At 71.8% G+C, this 18,212-nt stretch carries 20 protein-coding genes and 2 pseudogenes; 8 read left to right on the top strand and 14 right to left on the bottom strand.

The genetic code is table 11. The features are described 5' to 3' along the window. The first annotated feature begins 106 nt into the window (after nucleotides 1-106). The 3 genes from ACIPW5_RS33925 to ACIPW5_RS33935 all read left to right on the top strand — a co-directional run bounded on the left by ACIPW5_RS33925 (nucleotide 107) and on the right by ACIPW5_RS33935 (nucleotide 2,200). Nucleotides 107-1,099: a hypothetical protein gene (locus ACIPW5_RS33925; protein ID WP_401253397.1), complete on the top strand. Its 993-nt coding sequence runs from the start codon at nucleotides 107-109 to the stop codon at nucleotides 1,097-1,099. 235 nt (nucleotides 1,100-1,334) lie between these two features. Continuing rightward, nucleotides 1,335-1,715 (top strand): hypothetical protein, encoded by a 381-nt coding sequence (locus tag ACIPW5_RS33930; protein WP_401253400.1) that lies wholly within the window; start codon nucleotides 1,335-1,337, stop codon nucleotides 1,713-1,715. Nucleotides 1,716-1,921: 206 nt separating this feature from the next. Further along, on the top strand, nucleotides 1,922-2,200 hold the full coding sequence (locus tag ACIPW5_RS33935) for a hypothetical protein (RefSeq protein WP_401253403.1): 279 nt from the start codon (nucleotides 1,922-1,924) through the stop codon (nucleotides 2,198-2,200). Between the two features lie 121 nt (nucleotides 2,201-2,321). Here ACIPW5_RS33935 and ACIPW5_RS33940 read toward each other — a convergent pair whose 3' ends face one another. Continuing rightward, on the bottom strand, nucleotides 2,322-2,951 hold the full coding sequence (locus ACIPW5_RS33940; protein ID WP_401253405.1) for a hypothetical protein: 630 nt from the start codon (nucleotides 2,949-2,951) through the stop codon (nucleotides 2,322-2,324). 127 nt (nucleotides 2,952-3,078) lie between these two features. After that, nucleotides 3,079-4,884 carry a hypothetical protein gene (locus tag ACIPW5_RS33945; RefSeq protein ID WP_401253408.1) on the bottom strand — a complete coding sequence of 602 codons (1,806 nt, stop codon included), beginning with the start codon at nucleotides 4,882-4,884 and terminating at the stop codon, nucleotides 3,079-3,081. A 652-nt stretch (nucleotides 4,885-5,536) separates the two neighbouring features. On the opposite strand from ACIPW5_RS33945, the gene ACIPW5_RS33950 reads away from it, so the two are divergent. Beyond that, entirely contained in the window at nucleotides 5,537-5,860 is a 324-nt protein-coding gene (locus tag ACIPW5_RS33950; protein ID WP_401253410.1) for a hypothetical protein, read from the top strand. 514 nt (nucleotides 5,861-6,374) lie between these two features. Here the strand turns inward: ACIPW5_RS33950 and ACIPW5_RS33955 are convergent. The 5 genes from ACIPW5_RS33955 to ACIPW5_RS33975 form a co-directional block, all read right to left on the bottom strand. Further along, the gene (locus ACIPW5_RS33955) at nucleotides 6,375-7,376 is read right to left on the bottom strand and encodes a hypothetical protein (protein WP_401253413.1); all 1,002 of its coding nucleotides are present in this window, start codon (nucleotides 7,374-7,376) and stop codon (nucleotides 6,375-6,377) included. A 1,199-nt stretch (nucleotides 7,377-8,575) separates the two neighbouring features. Continuing rightward, a complete protein-coding gene (locus ACIPW5_RS33960; protein ID WP_401253415.1) occupies nucleotides 8,576-8,899 on the bottom strand; it encodes a TfoX/Sxy family protein in 324 nt (107 codons plus the stop codon). 36 nt (nucleotides 8,900-8,935) lie between these two features. Further along, a complete protein-coding gene (locus ACIPW5_RS33965) occupies nucleotides 8,936-9,334 on the bottom strand; it encodes a nuclear transport factor 2 family protein (protein ID WP_401253417.1) in 399 nt (132 codons plus the stop codon). A gap of 59 nt (nucleotides 9,335-9,393) precedes the next feature. Beyond that, nucleotides 9,394-9,783 carry a VOC family protein gene (locus ACIPW5_RS33970; RefSeq protein ID WP_401253420.1) on the bottom strand — a complete coding sequence of 130 codons (390 nt, stop codon included), beginning with the start codon at nucleotides 9,781-9,783 and terminating at the stop codon, nucleotides 9,394-9,396. 46 nt (nucleotides 9,784-9,829) lie between these two features. After that, the gene (locus ACIPW5_RS33975) at nucleotides 9,830-10,240 is read right to left on the bottom strand and encodes a VOC family protein (protein ID WP_401253423.1); all 411 of its coding nucleotides are present in this window, start codon (nucleotides 10,238-10,240) and stop codon (nucleotides 9,830-9,832) included. A gap of 324 nt (nucleotides 10,241-10,564) precedes the next feature. Here ACIPW5_RS33975 and ACIPW5_RS33980 point away from each other — a divergent pair, with 324 nt between their 5' ends. Beyond that, nucleotides 10,565-11,152, top strand: coding sequence for a TetR/AcrR family transcriptional regulator (locus ACIPW5_RS33980; RefSeq protein WP_401253426.1), 588 nt, complete (start codon nucleotides 10,565-10,567; stop codon nucleotides 11,150-11,152). Nucleotides 11,153-11,326: 174 nt separating this feature from the next. Here ACIPW5_RS33980 and ACIPW5_RS33985 read toward each other — a convergent pair whose 3' ends face one another. Continuing rightward, nucleotides 11,327-12,334 carry a helix-turn-helix transcriptional regulator gene (locus ACIPW5_RS33985; protein ID WP_401253429.1) on the bottom strand — a complete coding sequence of 336 codons (1,008 nt, stop codon included), beginning with the start codon at nucleotides 12,332-12,334 and terminating at the stop codon, nucleotides 11,327-11,329. 236 nt (nucleotides 12,335-12,570) lie between these two features. Here ACIPW5_RS33985 and ACIPW5_RS33990 point away from each other — a divergent pair, with 236 nt between their 5' ends. Further along, nucleotides 12,571-12,981, top strand: a complete 411-nt coding sequence (locus tag ACIPW5_RS33990; protein WP_401253432.1) for a VOC family protein — start codon at nucleotides 12,571-12,573, stop codon at nucleotides 12,979-12,981. A 172-nt stretch (nucleotides 12,982-13,153) separates the two neighbouring features. Here ACIPW5_RS33990 and ACIPW5_RS33995 read toward each other — a convergent pair whose 3' ends face one another. Both ACIPW5_RS33995 and ACIPW5_RS34000 read right to left on the bottom strand, forming a co-directional pair. Continuing rightward, on the bottom strand, nucleotides 13,154-13,702 hold the full coding sequence (locus ACIPW5_RS33995) for a helicase associated domain-containing protein (protein WP_401253435.1): 549 nt from the start codon (nucleotides 13,700-13,702) through the stop codon (nucleotides 13,154-13,156). Between the two features lie 331 nt (nucleotides 13,703-14,033). Next, nucleotides 14,034-14,588, bottom strand: a complete 555-nt coding sequence (locus ACIPW5_RS34000) for an EF-hand domain-containing protein (RefSeq protein ID WP_401253437.1) — start codon at nucleotides 14,586-14,588, stop codon at nucleotides 14,034-14,036. 410 nt (nucleotides 14,589-14,998) lie between these two features. Here ACIPW5_RS34000 and ACIPW5_RS34005 point away from each other — a divergent pair, with 410 nt between their 5' ends. Further along, nucleotides 14,999-15,490: a CS1 type fimbrial major subunit gene (locus ACIPW5_RS34005; RefSeq protein ID WP_401253439.1), complete on the top strand. Its 492-nt coding sequence runs from the start codon at nucleotides 14,999-15,001 to the stop codon at nucleotides 15,488-15,490. 504 nt (nucleotides 15,491-15,994) lie between these two features. Here the strand turns inward: ACIPW5_RS34005 and ACIPW5_RS34010 are convergent. From ACIPW5_RS34010 to ACIPW5_RS34025, 4 genes and pseudogenes are all read right to left on the bottom strand, one after another. Next, nucleotides 15,995-16,093 carry a helicase gene (locus ACIPW5_RS34010; protein WP_401253442.1) on the bottom strand — a complete coding sequence of 33 codons (99 nt, stop codon included), beginning with the start codon at nucleotides 16,091-16,093 and terminating at the stop codon, nucleotides 15,995-15,997. A 90-nt stretch (nucleotides 16,094-16,183) separates the two neighbouring features. After that, nucleotides 16,184-16,447, bottom strand: a complete 264-nt coding sequence (locus ACIPW5_RS34015) for a hypothetical protein (protein ID WP_401253444.1) — start codon at nucleotides 16,445-16,447, stop codon at nucleotides 16,184-16,186. 192 nt (nucleotides 16,448-16,639) lie between these two features. Then, nucleotides 16,640-16,762, bottom strand: a complete 123-nt coding sequence (locus ACIPW5_RS34020; RefSeq protein ID WP_401253446.1) for a hypothetical protein — start codon at nucleotides 16,760-16,762, stop codon at nucleotides 16,640-16,642. Between the two features lie 486 nt (nucleotides 16,763-17,248). Further along, nucleotides 17,249-17,452: pseudogene (locus tag ACIPW5_RS34025) on the bottom strand (helicase associated domain-containing protein); the annotation flags it as partial. A 282-nt stretch (nucleotides 17,453-17,734) separates the two neighbouring features. On the opposite strand from ACIPW5_RS34025, the pseudogene ACIPW5_RS34030 reads away from it, so the two are divergent. Continuing rightward, a pseudogene (locus ACIPW5_RS34030) lies at nucleotides 17,735-18,212 on the top strand (transposase); the annotation flags it as partial.

An 18,212-nucleotide genomic window follows, 5' to 3' on the forward strand; every position in this document is an offset into this window, starting at 1 on the left:
CCTGGAGCACAGGCGCTCAGGAGCGGATCGGCTCGCACCTGACAGCTCCGCCAGCCGCCGCGGCGGGACGGCTGCCCTGGGGGAGCCGTTGCGGTGCCGGCCGCGGGTGACCGCGGCGGCGGTCGGTCACCTCGTCCGCGCCGGGCTGCTGGTCTACCTCGGCGGCGACGTGGAGTTCCCGGACGTCCACCCGGATCAGGTGGACGCCGTTGCGCGTCGGCGGGACTTGCCGGTGCTGTTGGACCGTCACGTGCCGCTCGGTCCGGATCAGGCGGCCCGTCGGCTCGGGGTCGGCCGCGTCGACTTCGACGCCGTCGTGCGCCTCGGCTGGGTCGCCCCGGTGGGTTCGGTGTCGGTCGACTACAAGCACCACGGCGGCGTCACGACGGTGCGGCTGTACTCGGCCGAGTCCGTCGCCCTGCTCCCCGTCGTCCGGCCCTCGGTCGACTGGCGGGCGGTGTATGCCGCCCCTGCGGGCGCCCGCTCCCCGCTTGCCGCGCTCGATGTGAGCCCGGTGTGGGAGCGGGTGTTGTTGGCGGAGATCGCGAGGATGGTCGGGGTGGGTCGGGCTGCGGTGCAGAGTTGGCGCCGCCGCTACGCCGACTTCCCCGTCCCGGCCGGGGGCACGGAGGTGCATCCGCAGTTCGACCGGGCGGCCGTGGTGGCGTGGCTGCTGGCCCACGACAAGATCGGGGTTCCGATCGGGATGCCGTCGGCGTCGCTGACCGTGGTGGGCCCGGGGCGCCGCACGATCCGCTTCCGGCTGGACGGTCCGCACCTCGTCTTGGCCGAGGACGCCGAAGGGGAGGACGTGCTGGCCGGCTGGTCGACCGACGAGGACGCCGACGCCCTGGCCGTCCTGATGGCGGGGGAGTTCGGGGCGGCGCTGGGCCGGCTGACCGTGCCGGGGACGGTGCCGTTGGCGGTGAGGGGCCGGGTGCGGGTGGTCGAGCGGTTCCGGTCCGGGTCGGGCGGTCTGAGGGTGACGCTGGCTTGGCCGGCCGGCCTGCGGGGCACTGTTGCTCGGCACGGCGGGGTGGCCCATCACGCGGTCCTGCACGCGGGCGCCGCGGGGGAGAGTGGGGCACCTTCGAGCTGATGCTGATGGCCAAGGCCCTGCACAAGAAGGCCGACAACGTCCGCCGCTACTTCAAGCCCTCGGCAGAGGCCATCCCCGAGGTGACCAGCCTGCTCGCGCCCGCTGACAGGTTCCGGTAACGGAGCCCGACCCACTTGGGGAATGTGTGATCTTCGGTGGGCCGACCTCGGCATCATAGGCACGCGCAGACCTGACGGTCTGACACTCATTGACGCTCCCTCGAAAGGACTATCAGATGGGCCTCCAGAACATCCTGAAGAACGCCCAGATCAAGGCCGCCCAGAGCATGAGCGGCGACACCAGCATCAACGAGAACTACGACGGAGACTTCGCCACCACATTCAACCCCCTCGTTGAGAACGCCGCCGCCGCCGTCTTCACGGAAGCGCAGTTCAAGGGGCAGCGTCAGACGCTGCCGGTCGGCAGGTACGACATCGGTGACCTGACGGTCCCCGACGACTCCATCAGCTCGGTCCTCGTCCCCGAAGGGCTCAAGGTCACTCTGTTCGAGGACGCGGGCTTCTCCGGGGCCTCGACCGTTATCGAGACGGACACCGAGGCGTTCGGTGCGAACCTCGAAAACAAGGTGTCATCGGTGATCGTGGAGAAGATCTGACCCTGGCCGAGGGCGGCGCTGGGCCGGCTGACCGTGCCGTTGGCGGTGGGTGGCCGGGTGCGGGTGGTGGAGCGGTTCCGTTCGGGTTCGGGTGGTCTGCGGGTGAGGCTGGCTTGGCCGGCCGGCCTGCGGGGGTACGGCGGCGCGGCGGCCGGGGTAGGGGGTTCGGGGGCGGCCGTCGGCCCTCGTGGTGGGAGGCTGCTCGGATGGATGCTTCCTGGTGGGACCGGCAGGTGTACGGGGCGGGGCCAGACGGGCCGGATCCCGGGCCGCAGCCCGAGCACGACTACGTCGAGCTGGTCGGCGGCCCGCTGGACGGGCTGCTGCTCGACGTCACCGGCTGGCTGCCACAGGAGATCGTGGACGGGGCGCTTCTGATGTCCGATCACGGGGCGTTCGGGCCCGGCGGCCGGTCTGGCTACGAGCCGGCCGGACCCGGGCCCGGCGGCGTCGGCCGGTTCCTCTGGCGGGGCGATGTCCCGTAGCCGCGGCCGGCCGTCCGGGTTCGGCCGGGGGCCGGTTAGGGTGCGGGTAGCCCGTGCCGATATGGCGTGCACGGGCAAGGCCCGGTGCCCAGCGTGTGTGGGGGCAGTACCGCTGGGCCGCCTACCCCTTCAGCGCGCGTTCCAGGGCGGCGCGGACGACGTTCCCGGTCGTGACCGCCTGGGCGGCGGCGCGCTCCCGTTTGGCGAGCGCCTCGGGCGGGGCCGCGGAGCGTCCGGCGGCGGGTCCGGGGCCCCATCGGTCGGTCCAGGCCTGGAGGGCCTGGACGTGGGGCCGGTTGCTCCAGTACACCCCGCGCGTCAGCGGCGCCCACAGCGGCTCGGGCAGGGCGACGACCAGCCGGCCGGTCAGCCCCGCACCCGCGTACGGCCCCGTCCCGCCCAACGTCTGCCCCGACGTTGCCGCGTCTGCCGGGACGGGCTCCCACTCGCGCAGCAGGCCGTGCTGCTCCAGCTCGGCCCGCAGCCCCGGAGCCAGCACGAGCGCCCGCGTCGGGCGGTGCAGCCCGGACTCCCGCCGCTCCTGCCGCCCAGCCCGAAGGCGGGCCTGCGCTGCGCGCCGTGGTGCGCCGCGGAGCACCGCGCGCAGTTCCGGGCCGTTCAGCCGGAGGACGTCGGCGGGTTGTTCGGCGCAGGCCTGCCAGCGCAGCTCGGCGGACTGCTGCGCCTCGACGAAGGCGTCGAGGCGCTCCAGGTCGGTGGGTGGGACGGCGACGACCATGGTGTGGGGCATGGGTTCAGTCTGCCGTTGGCGCGTTCGGGTGTGGTTCGGATCCGGGGCCGGTAGGGGCGTTCGTGGTTTTGGGTGGGGTGGGGCGGCTGCCTGGGGGTGGGCCGCCGCTGTCGGGTGGTTGGGGTGGTCAGGATTGGCTGGTGAGGGTGCAGTGGGCGATGGTTCCGCTGTTGCCTCCGTTGATGGTGCAGAGGTTGATGCCGGCGCCGCCGTCGATGCGTCCTTCGTTGGCTTGGGTGGGGGGCGCGGTCTCGTTCGAGCTGTTGGTTCCTTGGCCGCGGGTGATGGTGATGGTGTCGTTGCCGGGGCCGCCCTGGAAGGTTCCGGTGGCGGTGTTGCCGCTGCCGGCTTTTTTGGAGTTGGCGGGTTGGCCGTTGCCGCCGGTGAGGCGGGTGGTGGTCAGGAGGGTGCCTTGGGTGCGGACGTGTCCGCTGTTCCCGTCTCCGCCTGCTCCGTCTCCGTCTGCGTCGTTGTCGTACGCGCCGTTGCCGCCGGTGATGGTGATGAAGGCGGCGAAGGTGCCTGTGGTGGTGATGCTTGCACCTTGGCTGTTGCCCGTGCCGCCGCCGCCGATGCCGTGAGTGCCGGTGGTGCCGGCGCCGCCGATGGCCGTCGCCCTGCGGCTGGCGGTGATGGTGCCTGTGTTGCCGTCCCCTCCTCGGCCATCTCCGCGGCCTCCTGCTGCGCCGCCGGTGGTGTTGGCGGTGGTGGCGGTGATGGTGCCTGTGTTGCCGTTTCCCCCGTGGCCACTTGCGTCGCCGCCGGTGGTGTTGGCGGTGGTGGCGGTGATAGTGCCTGTGTTGCCATTTCCTCCGGTGCTTCCGACGCCGCCGGTGGCGGTGGCGGTGGTGGCGGTGATGGTGCCTGTGTTGCCGTTTCCTCCGGAACTGACTTCCCAGCCGGTCAGGGGTCCCAGGCCTCCGGTGGTGGTGGCGGTGGTGGCGGTGATGGTGCTTTCGTTGCCGTTGCCGCCATGGTCGAACTTGCCGGTGCTGGCGCCTCCGGTGGCGGTGACGTTGGAGGATGGGGCCTGGATGTTGGTGGCGTTGCCGACTCCGCCGACTGTGCCGGCTCCGCTGGGACTCTGTCTTCCGCCGGATCCGAAGCGTCCGGCGTTGCCGCCGTTGAGCTTGAGGGTGTGGGTGCCGGTGGCGGTGATGGTGGCGGTGGGGCCGGATGAGCCGTTGCCGCCGGTGCCGCTGTTGCCCCCATGTCCTGAGATACCACTGTCGCAGGAGCCGCTGCAGGGTCCGCCGTTGCCACCTTCACCGCCGTTGCCGCCGTTGCCGCCGGTGAGGGTGAGGGTGCTGTTGTTGCCGTTCAGGGTGATGGTGCCGGTGTTGGCGTGGCCTGCCGCGCCTGCGTTGCCTCCGTGCCCGCCGTTGAAGAGGCTGCTGCCGCTGGTGCTGCCGTGTCCGCCGTCTCCGCCGTTGCCTCCGTTTCCGCCTTGGATGGTGAGGGTGTCGGTGCCGCCTCCGGCGTGGATGGTGCCGGTGTTGGCGGTGTGAGCGTTGCCTCCGTTTCCGCCGGGGGTGCCGTGTCCGCCGGCGCCGTTGTCGGTGCCGGGGACGCCGGTGGTGCCGTTGGCGGCGGTGATGGTGATGGTGTCGTTGCCGGGGCCGCCCTGGATGGTGCCGGCGTTGGTGCCGGTGCTGCCGTTGATGCTGCGGATGGTGATGCTGGTGGTGGTACTGGTGGTGGCGTCGTTGACGGTGATGGTGTCGCCGGCGTCGAGGCGGGGGCACAGGACGGTGGGGACGTTGTTGGGGTAGGTGATGGTGCAGTAGCCGGGGGCTGAGGCGGTGGCGGCGTGGGCGGGTGTGGCCCACAGGAGGGAGCCGGCGGTGAGCAGGACGGTGACGGCGGCCAGTCGTCGTTGCCTGGCTGTGGTGCGCGCTGGGGTGTGTGGGCCGGGTGGAGGCAGGGGGGTCAAGGAGTCTCCTGGATCGTGAGGTCCCGTGTACGGGGCGGCGTACTCGACCCTGCCGTCTCATGATTTTCAGACATATCCCAACGGGCCTGATCGCGACCCCTTTCACCGGGACGGCGCAGTCGAACCCCGGAGGCCGGAACGGATCCAGGGCCCGCGAAGCCGGCTTTCCAGGGTGTCGACGTCGCCGCCGCCTTTCTGACCGCCGCGCACGGTCAGGGTGTCGGCGTGGACCGGGCCGTCGCCGCCCTCCTGGCCCAGCCCGCCGCCGCCGGACCGGCAGCCGGCCCCGCCCCGACGGCCGGGGTGCCCGCTGCCCGGCCCGCTCCCGCGCCGAACCCGTACGCCCCGCCCGCCGCGCCGCAGACCGCCGCCGCCCCTGCTGCTCCCGATCCGGCCCCGGCCGCGGCCCCGGCTGCGGGTGCGGCCTCCGGGCCGGTGGTGGTGAGCGCGGACGCCCGCGCGATGTGGGGGCCGCTGACCGAAGGCCTGACCGTCCCGAACGACCTGGACCTGGCCGACAGGCCCGCCGCTCTCGGCTGGCTCGGAGGCGGCGAACAGCCGGCTGGTCTCCCTCACCCGGGACTGCATCGGCTCCGAGCGCGAGACCGCCCTCCTGGTGGCCACCCGGGCCTGGCCCTTCCTCGCGGCCCGCATGGCTGGCATCGCCCGCGGCCGGGAAGGCGAACAGGGGCTGCGCGCCCGGTTGGAGGCCGCCCTGATGGACAACGGTGCCTGGGAGCAGGGCTCGCCCGGTGAGCTTGCGGGCCGCATGGTCATCACGACCCTGCGCGCCCTGACCGCTCCGCCCGGCGCCCCGGTTCCCGACGGGCCCCGGGCCTCCGCCACCGCCGCCCGCTCCCGCTCGACCACGACCTTGACCGGTCCCGTGCCTGGCAAGGCGGCGCCCGTGGAGCTGGCTGTGCCCGCGCACCGGCAGCAAGTGGCCCCGTCCCGGACTGCCGGGCGGGGCAGGTGAGGGACGCCGCTGCGAGGGCGGCTGCCTGGTGGTCGTCGTGTGCCCGCGCTGCGACACCCTGGTGGGGACGGCGGAGGTAGAGGTGAACGCGGCTGCGGTGACGGTCGGGATGGAAGCGGGCGGCAGTGAAGCGCTCGCGAAGGTCCTTGCGGCCCCGGCTTCGACCCTGTTCCACATGGGTGGCCGCTAGACCGTGGTTGACCCCTGCGGGGCCGGACCGGGCATCCCCACCCAGGCCGTCGGCCCCGCGGTGGAGGCTGCGGGCATGGATGCTTCCTGGTGGGACCGGCCGGTGTACGGGGCGGAGCCGGACGATCCCGCCCCCGGCCCGCGGCCGGGCCACGACTACGTCGAGCTGATCGGCGGACCACCCGGGCTGGTTCCCGCGACCGGTCCACGTCCGTCGCAGGCCGACCCCCCCCGGGCTGTCCCCATCCGCCCGGGCGGATGGGGACGCGGTGCGGCAGTGCTGTGGTGGCAGCACCACCCGGTCAGCCATCCCTGTTGTGGGTTCTCAGTAGCTTTGTCCGGGGTTTCCGGCGGGGGCTTGGTAGTTGCCGGGAGGAACGGTGATGAAGGTGTCGGTGTTGCCCTTTCCTCCGGTCCCGCCTGGGCGTCCGTTGCCGCCGTTGCCTCCTCGGGCGGTGCCGGCACCGAGGGCGATCTCGATGGTGCCGTCGTTGCCGTTACCGCCGTTGCCGCCGCCACCGGTGCCGGTGCCGTTTCCGCCCTTCCCCCCAGTGGCGGTTACCGCCTGTGTGGTGGAGATTCCGCTGGTGGTGATGCGGCCGTCGTTGCCGTGGCCGCCGTTACCGCCTTCGCCGGCATCGACCCCGTCGCCGCCTGCGCCGCCGGTGGTGGTGATGACGTTGTTCGCCAGGCCGCTGCCGATGATGCGGTCGTTGTTGCCGTCACCACCGTGCCCCCCGTCGCAGTCCATGGGGATGCCGCCGGTGGAGTTGGACGTATTCCCGGGGCCTCCAGCACCTCCGATGGCTGTGATCGTGCCGTGCGCGCTGATCAAGCCGTCGTTGCCGATTCCCCCGTTGTAGCCGTCGCCACAGATGTCGCGGCGGGCTGCGCCGACATTGCCCCATCCGCCGATGACGGTGATGTCTTCTGTGCCGCCTCCGCCGTAGATGGTGCCGTTGTTCCCTGTTCTGCCGCTGCTGTCGAGGGAGGGAAGCCCGGCGGCGACGTAGATGGTGTCGTTGCCTCCTCCGCCGTTGATTTCGCCGTCGTTGCCGTTCTGGCCAGTACCGGCCCTGACCACGATGGTGTCGTCGCCGCCGCGTCCGTGGACGAGGACGCCGCTGGGGACGGCCGGGCAGTAGATGGTGTCGTTGCCTGCGGTGCCGTTGATGGTGGAGCCGGTGACAGCTGTGCCGTTGACGGTGCAGGTGATGGTTGCAGCGGCTGCGGGGGAGGCGAGGGTGAGGGTGGTGGGGACGGCGAGTGCGAAGGCGGTGAGCAGCCGGGCGATGGTGTGCCGGGTGCTCGGGGCGTGGGGGATCACAGGGGAGGCCCTCCGTGTCGGGAGTGTGAGCGGTGGGACGGTTCCCTGTGGGGCCGGTGTGGAGTCGTGTGGTGTGGGCGGTACACCCGTTCGCTGTGCGATGTGAGTGAAGGCTGCCCGGCGGGGTGGCCCGGCACGAGGCGTCGCGGACGGCTGTGACCTGGTCGCCCGCCGAGATTGCCGCTCTCGTGGCCGCCCTTCATGCCGGCGGGTATACCGTGTTCGCCGCCCGGATCGTGGAGGAGGCGGTCCGCACCCGCGGTGTCGCCGACGTCACCGCCCTCGCCCTGGCCCTCCTGGCCATCGATCCTGCCCAGCCCGCCGGGCCGCCGTAGACGCGGCGGGCCGGGCGGGAGAGAGCCGGCGCCGGGATACCCTACCCGTGCGTGGCTGGCCCTCCGGCGGGATCCGCCCTGATTTTCCGTCTGCTCCCGTTGCTCACGCGCCCGTTGCCGGGACCGTACACAGCATCCGGCGGGGACAGCGCCGCCCGGACCGAGGCTGCCCCAGCCCGCCGGGTTCCGCACACGGGCCAGCAGTCCCCTGGCCGGGCCGCCAGTCGGGGCACCGCGCCCGGACCGGCAACCCCTCGGCCGGTCCGGGTACGGCACGGCGATCACGGGCCGGCCCACTCCGCCCCGAGGGCGGTCAGCGCCCGCAACTGCTCGGCGTCGAGTCGGTCGCGGCGTTGTTTCTGGTTGGCGAGCCATACGCCGGTACGGTGCTCACTTCCGTCCGGGAGGCGCTCGGTGTGTGCCCGCCCGGGAGCGCCGCCGCCTTCCCGCTCGACGTACTTGCGATCTCTTGGTTTAGGGACAGTGGTGTGAGAGACAGTGGTCTCTTGGAGTGTTGGTGCTGGTCAGGGCTTGTTTCGGGGGCTGGTGTCGCTGTCTTTGATGTGAGAGATCGGTGGGGGATCGCTGTCCTTGGCCTTTATCGTCCCAGGGGTGACGCTGTCTCAGTTTCGTGAGTTCTGATCTATCGGCTGGCCGGGGGCCGGTTGTGTGGGTCGGGTGGAGGAGGAAGCAGAGCTCCCGGACTCCCGGTGCGGTAGAGCCCCCGACTCCCGCTGGCGGAGAGCTCAGTGGTGTTGTGCTTGCTGACGCAAGGGTGGTGCCTGGCCGCCTTGTACGGGCACGGGCTGGCGTGTGGTCTTGTCGGGCGCCGCCCGCCGTGAAACCCGGGGCTTTGCTGTGGTGCTATTTGGGCGGGAGCTCGGCGGTGACGTCCAGGGCCCACGTCAGCCAGTCGTCCAGGATGTCGTCGTCGAGGGTTTCCTCGGCGGGCAGTACCCAGCCGTTTTGCGGCTTGCCGCGGAAGATGAGTTGCCGGGTGCCGGGGCGGGCGAGGGCCTCGTCCATCCCGTCGGGTCCGACGCGCACCATCAGGCCCTCTTCGTAAACGTTGGCCAGCGCGTTGCCCTGGAGCAGGAAGGTGATCCCGCCGAACATCTTCTTCGCGGTCACCCCTTCCGGCTCCAGCCGCTCTTGGACGCGCGCCGCGAGTACCTCGTCAAACGCCATGACCCTGCTCCTTCCGGAAGCGTCCGCACCGGTCTGTCACCGGGTGCCGCCGGTGTAGTCGGTCTGGGAGGTGATGCGGCCGTCGTGTAGTTCGAGGACGGTGCAGAAGCCGGTGCGGACCGGTTCGCCCTTCGGGGGTAGGGCGGGGTGGAGTCCGGAGCTGGTGCCGTCGAAGTCGAACTCGACGGCGGCCCTCTCCCCGTCGGAGGTCACCCGGCGCAGGGTCATCCTGCGGTCGGGGACGGCGCCGGCGTACTGCTTGACGTGGGCGACGAAGGCGTCGCGGCCGGTGAACGCGAGCCCGTAGGCGGCGCAGGTGTAGGGGACGTCCGGGGCGTAGAGGTCGCTGAAGCGGTCGAAGTCCTGGTCGTTGTAGGCGGCGGCCCAGGCGTCGACGACGGCTCGGGCGGCGGCGCTGGTCAGGGTGGTGCTCACGGGGTGTGGTCCTTGTCCGAGTACGTGTGGGGTGGGATGGGGTGATTGCGGTCTGGGGTTCAGCCGGCGTTGACGGTGGACTTCTCGTTGACGCCGATGACGTAGCCGTCAGGGTCGCGGAAGTAGAAGAGGCGGACCCCGTTGTGGTCCTCGGTGAGGGGCTTGACGATCTCGGCGTGGCGGGAGATGTGGTCGTAGGCGTTCTGGAGGCCGTCGACGCCGAGGTAGTGCATGCCGGCGAAGCCGATGGGGGTGTCGGCGAGGACGGGCAGCCAGTTCTTGAGGTCGTCGTTGCTGTAGAGCATCGCGCAGAACTCGCCCTGGTAGAAGAGCATGTGGATGTCGTCGCCGGGCTTGGCGGTGCTGGAGTCGATGTCGAAGCCGAGCGTCTTGTAGAACGCGATGCTGGCCGCGGTGTCCTTGACGCTGAAACAGGGCGCGTACGCCATGGCGGTCCTCCTGAAGTGGTGTGGGTGGGGGGATGGGGTTGGGGGCTCAGGGACTCTCGGGCCATCCGGTGCTGATGCAGAACGGCTGCCCGGAGGGGTCCAGCAGGACGGTCCAGTGCTCGCCGCCGGGCTGGTGGGCGGGCTTGACCGCGCCCAGGGCCAGCAGGCGCCGCTCGGCGGCGGGGACGTCGTCGAAGGCGAGGTCGAGGTGGAACGGCAGCTCGTCCGCCGGCCACTCGGGGGCCTTGAAGCCCCGGGCCGTGTAGAAGACGAGGCGGGTGGAGCCGTCGGTGACGAGGAAGGCCGTGGGGGCGCCGTCCTCGCCGGGGAACTCGTCGGCCAGGCGCCAGCCCAGCGCGGCGGCGTAGAACTCGGCGAGCACTCTGCCGTCGGGACCCCACAGGGCGCAGGAGGCCAGCGCCCCTACGGCTGCCGCGGGTGCGGATTTAACGGGCATGGAGAAGGCCTTCCAGCAGAAGGGGGGCGGTCGAGGAGGCGCGGAATCTGCCGGGCGCCCGCGCGGCGGAAGGCCGGCGCCAGATGGATCCTGAGGAAAGCGGGAGCGCGTTACTCGGGCTCGCCGTTCAGTACATTTGTACTGTAACTCGAATCCGGCGCGAGGTGCAATACGGACATGTGGCGTCCTAGATCTGGGGTGACGGGCCCGGCTTCCCGTCGAAGATTCCTGTTCGCCCATGCCTGACTGGGTCGCGCAGGGCTTCGGGGCGATCTACGGTACATACGTACCGCTACCCGCCACGCTGCCTCCGGAGCCGCCCCCATGCCCGCCGAGCCCTCCTCCCCCCGACGCCGCCGTGACCCGGAGCGTCGCATTGCCGAGATCACGGAAGCGACCCTCCGCGTCATCGCCGAACGGGGCATCGAGGGCTTGACCCACCGGGCCGTCGCCGATGAGGCCGGTGTGCCCCTGGGGGCGACCACCTACCACTTCGCCACCAAGGACGACCTCATCCAGGCCGCCCTCACCCTCGCCTGCGACCGCTACGCCGCCATGCTCACCGAATGGGTCGCCCAGCGCCCCGGTCTCACCCCTGACCAGCTGGCCGTCCTGCTCACCGACGCCATGCTGAACGCCTACGGCCCCGACCGGGCCTACGAGACCGTCGAGCTCGAGCTCTACCTCGCGGCCCTGCGCCGCCCCGCCCTGCGCCCGATCGCCGACCGCTACACCGAGGTCACCACCGACGCCCTCCTCGTCTACGTCGACCCGCTGACGGCACAGGCCGCCGTTGCCGCCTTGAACGGGCTCACCCTGCGCGGCCTCGCCGGCACCCACCCGCCCACCCGCACCGAACTCGAGGGCATCCTGCGACGCATCCTCACCCCCAACCCGGCCCTCACCGCGTGAAGGGGGCGCTGACGGTGGGAGTCCGGGCCCGCCTGGGGGATGTCAGACACTCTTGACCAGCCCGGGACCAGGCGGCCGGTGCCGGGAGCGCGGACGGCGGACGGCGCCGCCGCCGTAGACCAGCGACGGCGATGTCCGCCCGCCCCGGTTGCCGCGCTGCGCCGACGGCGCTTCTCACCGTTCGCCGACGCTGTGGGGGTCCTGGCGGGCGAGAGCGCGGGCCGCGCGCAGCAGACGCTGCCCCAGCTGCTCCAGGTGGGGTGCGAGGCCAGGGGTGCCGCGGACGGTGTCCTCGGCGCCGAGGTCGATTCCCAGGAGCTGTGCGGCGATGCGGCCGGGATCGTCGCCGGCCAGGCGCAGCATGCTGGTGTCGTCGTCGAGTGGCTGGACGCGGCCGGGAAGTGACCAGGTGCGGGCGCGCACGGTGTCGGCGCCGCCTTCGACGACGGCCTGGAAGGTGTAGCGGGCGGGGGCGGCCGCGAGGCGCTGGGCGACGTAGGCGGCGGCGTTGGGGGCGGGGAGCGCGCGGGGGGTGAAGCGGTGGCCGGTGGGGGCGGCCTCGCTGAGACGGTCGACGCGGAACAGCCGCCACTCCTCAAGCCCGGTGTCGTAGGCGACGAGGTACCAGACGGGGGCGGCGGCGACCAGCCCGCACGGTTCTGCCCGCCGCTGCCCGGTCTCTCCCGTGCTGGTGCGGTAGGTGAAGGTGACGCTCTCGTGGTCGCGGCAGGCGGCCGCCAGGACGGCGAGGGCGGACGGGGCTGTCGCGGGGCCGCTCGACCAGGGCACGGGCAGCGGGGACGCGGCGGTCTGGATCGCGGCGACCTGGTGGCGCAGCCGGACGGGCAGGACCTGCTCCAGCTTGGCCAGGGCACGTACGGCGGTCTCCTCGATGCCCGCGACGCCGGCTGCCGCGGTGCGCAGCGCGACGGCGATCGCGACGGCCTCCTCGTCGTCCAGCAGCAGCGGCGGCAGGTCGGCTCCGGAGGTCAGCCGGTAGCCGCCGGCCGTGCCGGTGGTGCCCTGGACCGGGTAGCCGAGTGTGCGCAGGCGGTCGATGTCGCGGCGGATGGTGCGCAGGGTGACGCCGAGCCGGCCGGCGAGCTCGTCCCCGGTCCAGGTGCGGCGCGTCTGGAGCAGGGAAAGCAGGCGCAGCATGCGCGCGGGCAGGTCCTGGGTCATGGCTTCCAGACTGCCCGACATTAGTGACGTGAGGTGTCCTAAAAGGGCTCTACCGTCGATAACGTCCAAACGTCGAGGAGCCGCGCCCCCTCCGGCGCGGGCCGCAGCAGCCCCTCGCCGAGCGAAGGCGAAAGCAGCGGCCTGCCGCCTTGGCCCGTGACTCCTCGCCGACGAACAAGACACATCCGCGCCGGGTCCGCGGCGATGCCGGATGTGCCTCGCACCACGGGAGAATCATGATCACTGGAGTGAACACCGTCGTCGTATGGGTCCTCGACCAGGACTCGGCCCAGAGCTTCTTTACCGAGAAGCTCGGCCTGGAGGCACGCACGGACGTGCCGTTCAGCGAGGACGTGCGCTGGGTCACCGTGGGCCCCGAGGGCCAGCCGGAGCTGCAGCTCACCCTGATGGTTCCGGGAGCGCCGGTGCAGGACGCGGAGTCCGCAGAGCAGCTCAAGTCGCTGCTCGCCAAGGGTGCGCTGGTCGGCTGTACGTTCACCGTCCAGGACTGCCACGCGGCCGTCAAGGAGTTGTCCGCGCGGGGCGTGACCATCCTCCAGGAGCCGCGGCCGCAGCCGTGGGGAGTCTCCGCGACCTTCCGCGACGACTCCGGCACCACCTTCGAGCTCCTGCAGCCGCACCAGTAGCACCAGAACGCGAGAAGCCGGCGTGCAGAAACCCTCTGCCAGACCTCAGAGCGGGCAGACCGCACGCGGTTCACACGTCTGGCTGGTGAAGGTCCGTGTCGTTTCCCGGGTGCGCGCCGTGGCCCCGTGTAAGGCCAACACCCTGGTGCCAGCCTCGCGGGGGCTACTGCGCTCACTGGACGCCGAGGGCGGCCAGGGCGGCGAGTTGGTCCTGGCCGAGCCGCTCGCGGCGCTGCTTCTGGTTAACGATCCATACGCCGGTGCGGTGTTCGGTGCCGTCGGGGAGGTGCTCGACGTGGGCCCGGCCGGGCAGGCTGCCGCCTTCCCGGGCGATGTACTGGGTGAGGGCCTGGACGCCCTTGTGGGCTGCCGCGCCCCGCCCGGTCGTGGTGGTCGTGCCCGGTTCCGCGGCCGCGGTGCGGGCTCGTACGGCTCGAGCGGGTTTCACGCCGAGTTCGGCGAGGCGGCGCTGCTGCTCGGTGAGCCGGCGAAAGTCGCGGCGCTGTGTGGCGAGCCAGCGGCCGATGTCCTCGCCGTGCCAGGTCACCCCGGGGGTGATGGCCTTCAGGCTGGTGCCTTCGTCCAGGAGCTGGGCGAGGTAGACGTAGTGCCGCTGCCAGTCCACGGTCCACCCCAGCGTCCCGGGGTTCCAGTAGGTGTCGATCGCGGCCTGCGCCGTAGCCCGCCGCTCCGCCCGTACCGGGTCCTTCCCCCAGCCCACCGGGCCGGCGCACGTTCGTCAGCAGCTGCCGGACCTGGAGGGCGAGGATCGCCGAGCCTCGCGGGGCCGCCAGGGTCCCGTGGAGCTGGTGGTAGGCCCGCGCGGCGGCGACGTTCGTCTTGAGGGCGGCGTCGGCGGTGTCCCACACGATCCCGAGCCCTTCCAGCTCGGCGGTCGCGTTTCGCTGGGACGGGTTCCCATTCCTGCGGCAGCTCGCGGTGCTCCGGCCCGGCCCGCGGCAGGGGGGCCGGGCCGGAGCACCGCGCGTCGGCCGGTTCAGCCCGCATTCCCGTCGCCGTCCCGACGTACATCCAGGCTCGACTGCACCCGTTTAGGCGGGTTGGGTGAGGGGGCCGAGGAGGTAGTTGCCGGGGGCGTGGGGGTCGGTGCTGAGGTAGAAGTCGACGATGGCGGTGCGGTACTCGTGGTGGCTGATGATGCCGTCGCCGTCGCGGTCGACCTTCTCGAAGGCGGGTCCGGACTGTTCGGCGGGGACACCGAGTGCCTGGTACATGGCCACGTACTCGTCGCGGCTCAGGACGCCGTCCCGGTTGGTGTCGGCGGCGGACATGACGGCGTCGGCGATGGCCATGACGGCGGTCTCGAAGTGGGCGGGGGCGGTGACACGGTCTTGCATCGCGGTGGTGAACTCGTGGCGGGAGACCTGTCCGTCGCCGTCGGCATCGGCGTGTGCCAGGAGCAGCTGCCACCACTGCCCGAACGCGGCGCGGATGGCGGCGCGGTTGCCGTGGTCCTCCTCCCGGGCGATCCGGGCGAAGACCGCCGCCGTCGCCTCCAGGTCCTGCCGGGTGAGCTGCCCGTCGCGGTCCTGGTCGAACCAGTCGAACAGGAGACTGAACTTCTGGCCCATCATCGTGCTGCTCATCGTCGTCCTCAGTCCGTGGGCCGCCCGCCGGTGCGGCGGGGCGGTCTGCGCGCAACGCTAGGAGGGGACGGAGCAGGGGATGGGGCGTTCCGGCGGGGTGCCAGCCGTTGGGGTGAAGACCGGCACGCACAGCCGGGTGTGCCGGGCGCCGACAGCCGAGAAGGGGGGAAGGTTTCGTGGGCTCGGTCGGCTGGACCTGTCTTGACTTGGATCGGGTCACAGGCCCGTCCGTTCGGGGTGACGAGCACCAGAAGCCCCCGGCACCACCGACCTCCCACACCGGTGATCCACGTGTCGGCCCTTGGGGAGGACCGGGCCGGCCGTGGCCGCGGCAGCCGGCAGGTACGAGCAACTTGCGCTTGGTCTCGTCGTTGAGAGGGACGTAGATCACCGGCTCCGAGGAGTTGCCCATGCGATCCCGACCCACTGCCACGGCAGCACTGTTGACCGTCGGCCTCCTGGCCGTCGGCGTGGGCTCTGCCCAAGCCGACGGGGAAGCCCGTCACAGCATCTCCCTTGTCGCGCACGTTCCCACCAACGACTTCTACGTCGTCCCCGTTGATCCCGACCTGGTCAACAAGGATCAGGACATGTCCTACTCGCCCTCTGCCGGCACGATGGGCGAGGTGAACGGCTTCTTCGACGTCAGGAACACCAACGGCAGCGTCCACGGCTCACTGGAGTCGGTCCCCAAGCCGGCTTCCGGAGCCGACACCGCCGATCTGAAGGCGGAGTTCAACAACCAGGAGCTGGCGACTACGCCTCAGATGGTCGTGGGGGAGGCGGAATCCGACGTCAACTTCAGGGCACCCTTGAGGATCCCCGCGAAAGGGACGAGCTTCGCCCCGGGGGACTACACCGGTGCCGTCACGATGATGTTCGACGCGGTACCTCCGGTGTAGTGGAGCCGTAGACCAGGCCCGCACGGCCGGCCACGATCCATCCCGCGCCTTGACCGCCCAGCCCGGTGCCCCGGTGCCCTGGTTGCCTCTGCCGCCCGCTCCAGCTTCACCACCACGTCGGGGCCTGCGTCTGGCCGGCCGGCGCCCGCGGAGCCTGCGCACCGGCAGCAGGCGGCCCCCGCCAGGACATCGGGCCGGGGCCCCCGATCGTCCGGGGCCCCCTGATGATCGGGGGCCCCGGACATGGGCGGAGCGGGGCAGCTGCCGTGTTCTCGGGATCTCACTGTGCGTGGGTGCGCTCGTGGCAGCGAGTGGGCGTCAGCCGGGGGCGAGCGCATTGACCGTGCTGTTACCGTGCTTTGGTGGTGATCATGGCTGTCACGAGGTGACCAAGCTGCTGCCGTCGGGTGCCAATCGGGAGGATGGCCGGCTGACGCGGGCGTGCCCGTTCACACCCGGCGCGGTCCGGTCGCATATGTCTGCCCGGCTCCCTGACGGGCGTCTTCAGCTCGGCTGAGCCCAGTCCACGCCGAGTGCGGCGAGGGCTTCGAGCCGTGCGGCGTCGAGCCGGTCGCGGCGCTGGCGCTGGTTGGCCGGCCACACGCCGGTACGGTGCTCTGTCCCGTCCGGGAGGTGCTCGACGTGTGCCGGCCCCGCAGACGGCCGGACTCACTCCTGGCCGGCCAAGCACTGCTAGTGGGCGGCGCGGCAGGCTCCGTTCGAGATGTCGGTGGAGATGCCGGCTGCCTTGAGGCTCGCGACGCAGCTGGTCTGGTTGCCGATCGCGCCCTGGTAGCAGGCCTGGGCGATGTCTGCCGTGGACGGCGTTCCGTGCGTCACGACGTACTGCTGGCACTGCTGGACGCTGGCGGAGGCGGTCGGGGCGACGACGAGGGCGCCGCCGGCGGCGAGGGCCAGGCCGGCGAGGATGCTGGGGATTCGGGCCGACGGACGCATGCGGGTGCACCTGCTCTCGTGGTGGGTCACGCGATCCCTGAGTACGGCGGACCACGGGCGGGGGTGGCGCGGAGGGGGCACTCGAAGGGTCGGCCGGGCTCGGCGTGTCGGGTCACTCCCGCCTTTCGACGCTAGAGCACCGTACCGGCGTTCGCACTACGGCCGTACGGGCGCTGTGCCGCCGCGGGCGTGTCAGGTACGGGGTGTGCGGTTGACGGTACGGTGCAGCGCCTGGCGCAGGAGGGTTCTGGTCGTGGTGACCTGAGCTGCGGCCCCCACGCGTTCTTCGAGGGCTTCGGTGGGTGCGGCGCGCACGGCGGCGCTCCCGGTGCCCCACGAGCGGCGCCCAACGGGTGCCGGGCAGCGCGGCGACGAGCCGGCAGGTGAGCTTGTGACCGGCGTGCGGCCCTGTTTTTTGGCCTCTGCCGGCACCAGCGGTACGCCCGCGGTGCGGGTTCTGCGACGACGGCGTTACGGGGGCGTACTTTGGAGCACACTCCGAGGTGCGTGGAGCCCGTGTGGTCGGGGCTATTGCAGCACGTAAACGATCACCATCCGGCCGTGACGGTGTGGTGTGGTGTCGGGCTGGCGCGAACCTGTCGGGCTGGGGCTGATTCCGGTGCCCGGCAGGGCGCGAGGTCGACGGTGCGGTGCACGGCCGCGCCCCGCAGGCTCCGCGCAGGGCCAGGCCGCGCCCGCAGGGCCGGCGGTACCCGCGCACCGGCAACGGGCGGCCCGGACCACGAAGCGGGAGCGGGCCGGCGGACAGCCCGCCGCCTACGGGCGCCGGATCTCGGGATCTCACACAGCCGACCGGGCCCACTGGACCCCGAGTTCGGCCAGCGCCCGCAGCTGTGCGGTGTCGAGCCGGTTGCGGCGTTGGCGTTGGTTGGCGAGCCACACCCCGGTGCGGTGGACCGCCCCGGGCAGATGCTCGACGTGCTGGCGGCCGGGCAGACCGCCGCCTTCCCGCTCGACGTACTGGGTGAGGGCTTGCACGCCGGTCTGGAAGGCCGCCGCGCCGCGTCCGGACCCTGCGGCCGTGCCGGTCTTCGCGGGCGCTGTACGGTGCGATCTCTTGGTTTAGGGACAGTGGTGTGAGAGACAGTGGTCTCTTGGGGTGTTGGTGCTGGTCAGGGCTTGTTTCGGGGGCTGGTGTCGCTGTCTTTGATGTGAGAGATCGGTGGGGGATCGCTGTTCTTGGCCCTTATCGTCCCAGGGGTGACGCTGTCTCAGTTTCGTGAGTTCTGATCTATCGGCTGGCCGGGGGCCGGTTGTGTGGGTCGGGTGGACGAGGAAGTAGAGCTCCCGGTCTCGGGGGGTTCGGACGGGCCGTTGCCCGCGGTGTCGGTGCGGGCGTTGCGGGGGCCGGCGGTGCGCCGGTTGTTGGCTTTGCGTCGGGAGGGGAAGCTGACAACCGGGCATGTGCGGACGGCGGGTGAGACGTTCGGTGTGCGGGAGCGGGCGGTGTGGCGGTGGTTGGCAGCCGCGGAGGATGGGGCCGCGGTGCCGGGGGAGAGCGGCCGGTACTACGGCAGGTTCATGATTACCCCGGAGGTACGGGCTCTGCTCGGCTTGTGGAAGGGGAACGTCGCTGCTGTCCATCGTGAGCTGACGGCTCGCGCGGACCGGGGCGAGGGGGATCCGCCACCGTCGGTTCAGACGCTGCATCGTGCGATCCGGCGGGATCTGTCTGTGGGGGAGCGGGCGGGGCTTGCTGGTGGTGAGCGTGCAGCCCGGAAGCATGATGTGTTCCTGGCCCGGC

This window comes from Streptomyces sp. NPDC090077, from assembly GCF_044747545.1.
In the GTDB taxonomy this organism is placed as follows: Bacteria; Actinomycetota; Actinomycetes; order Streptomycetales; family Streptomycetaceae; genus Streptomyces.

Coding starts and splice junctions, on each gene's coding strand:
- ACIPW5_RS34000 (WP_401253437.1), bottom strand. CDS start 14,588: ATGAGCAGCACGATGATGGGCCAGAAGTTCAGTCTCCTGTTCGACTGG.
- ACIPW5_RS33985 (WP_401253429.1), bottom strand. CDS start 12,334: ATGACCCAGGACCTGCCCGCGCGCATGCTGCGCCTGCTTTCCCTGCTC.
- ACIPW5_RS33960 (WP_401253415.1), bottom strand. CDS start 8,899: ATGGCGTTTGACGAGGTACTCGCGGCGCGCGTCCAAGAGCGGCTGGAG.
- ACIPW5_RS33990 (WP_401253432.1), top strand. CDS start 12,571: ATGATCACTGGAGTGAACACCGTCGTCGTATGGGTCCTCGACCAGGAC.
- ACIPW5_RS34005 (WP_401253439.1), top strand. CDS start 14,999: ATGCGATCCCGACCCACTGCCACGGCAGCACTGTTGACCGTCGGCCTC.
- ACIPW5_RS33950 (WP_401253410.1), top strand. CDS start 5,537: ATGGCTGGCATCGCCCGCGGCCGGGAAGGCGAACAGGGGCTGCGCGCC.
- ACIPW5_RS33980 (WP_401253426.1), top strand. CDS start 10,565: ATGCCCGCCGAGCCCTCCTCCCCCCGACGCCGCCGTGACCCGGAGCGT.
- ACIPW5_RS33970 (WP_401253420.1), bottom strand. CDS start 9,783: ATGGCGTACGCGCCCTGTTTCAGCGTCAAGGACACCGCGGCCAGCATC.
- ACIPW5_RS33935 (WP_401253403.1), top strand. CDS start 1,922: ATGGATGCTTCCTGGTGGGACCGGCAGGTGTACGGGGCGGGGCCAGAC.
- ACIPW5_RS33940 (WP_401253405.1), bottom strand. CDS start 2,951: ATGCCCCACACCATGGTCGTCGCCGTCCCACCCACCGACCTGGAGCGC.
- ACIPW5_RS33930 (WP_401253400.1), top strand. CDS start 1,335: ATGGGCCTCCAGAACATCCTGAAGAACGCCCAGATCAAGGCCGCCCAG.
- ACIPW5_RS34015 (WP_401253444.1), bottom strand. CDS start 16,447: ATGCGTCCGTCGGCCCGAATCCCCAGCATCCTCGCCGGCCTGGCCCTC.
- ACIPW5_RS33975 (WP_401253423.1), bottom strand. CDS start 10,240: ATGCCCGTTAAATCCGCACCCGCGGCAGCCGTAGGGGCGCTGGCCTCC.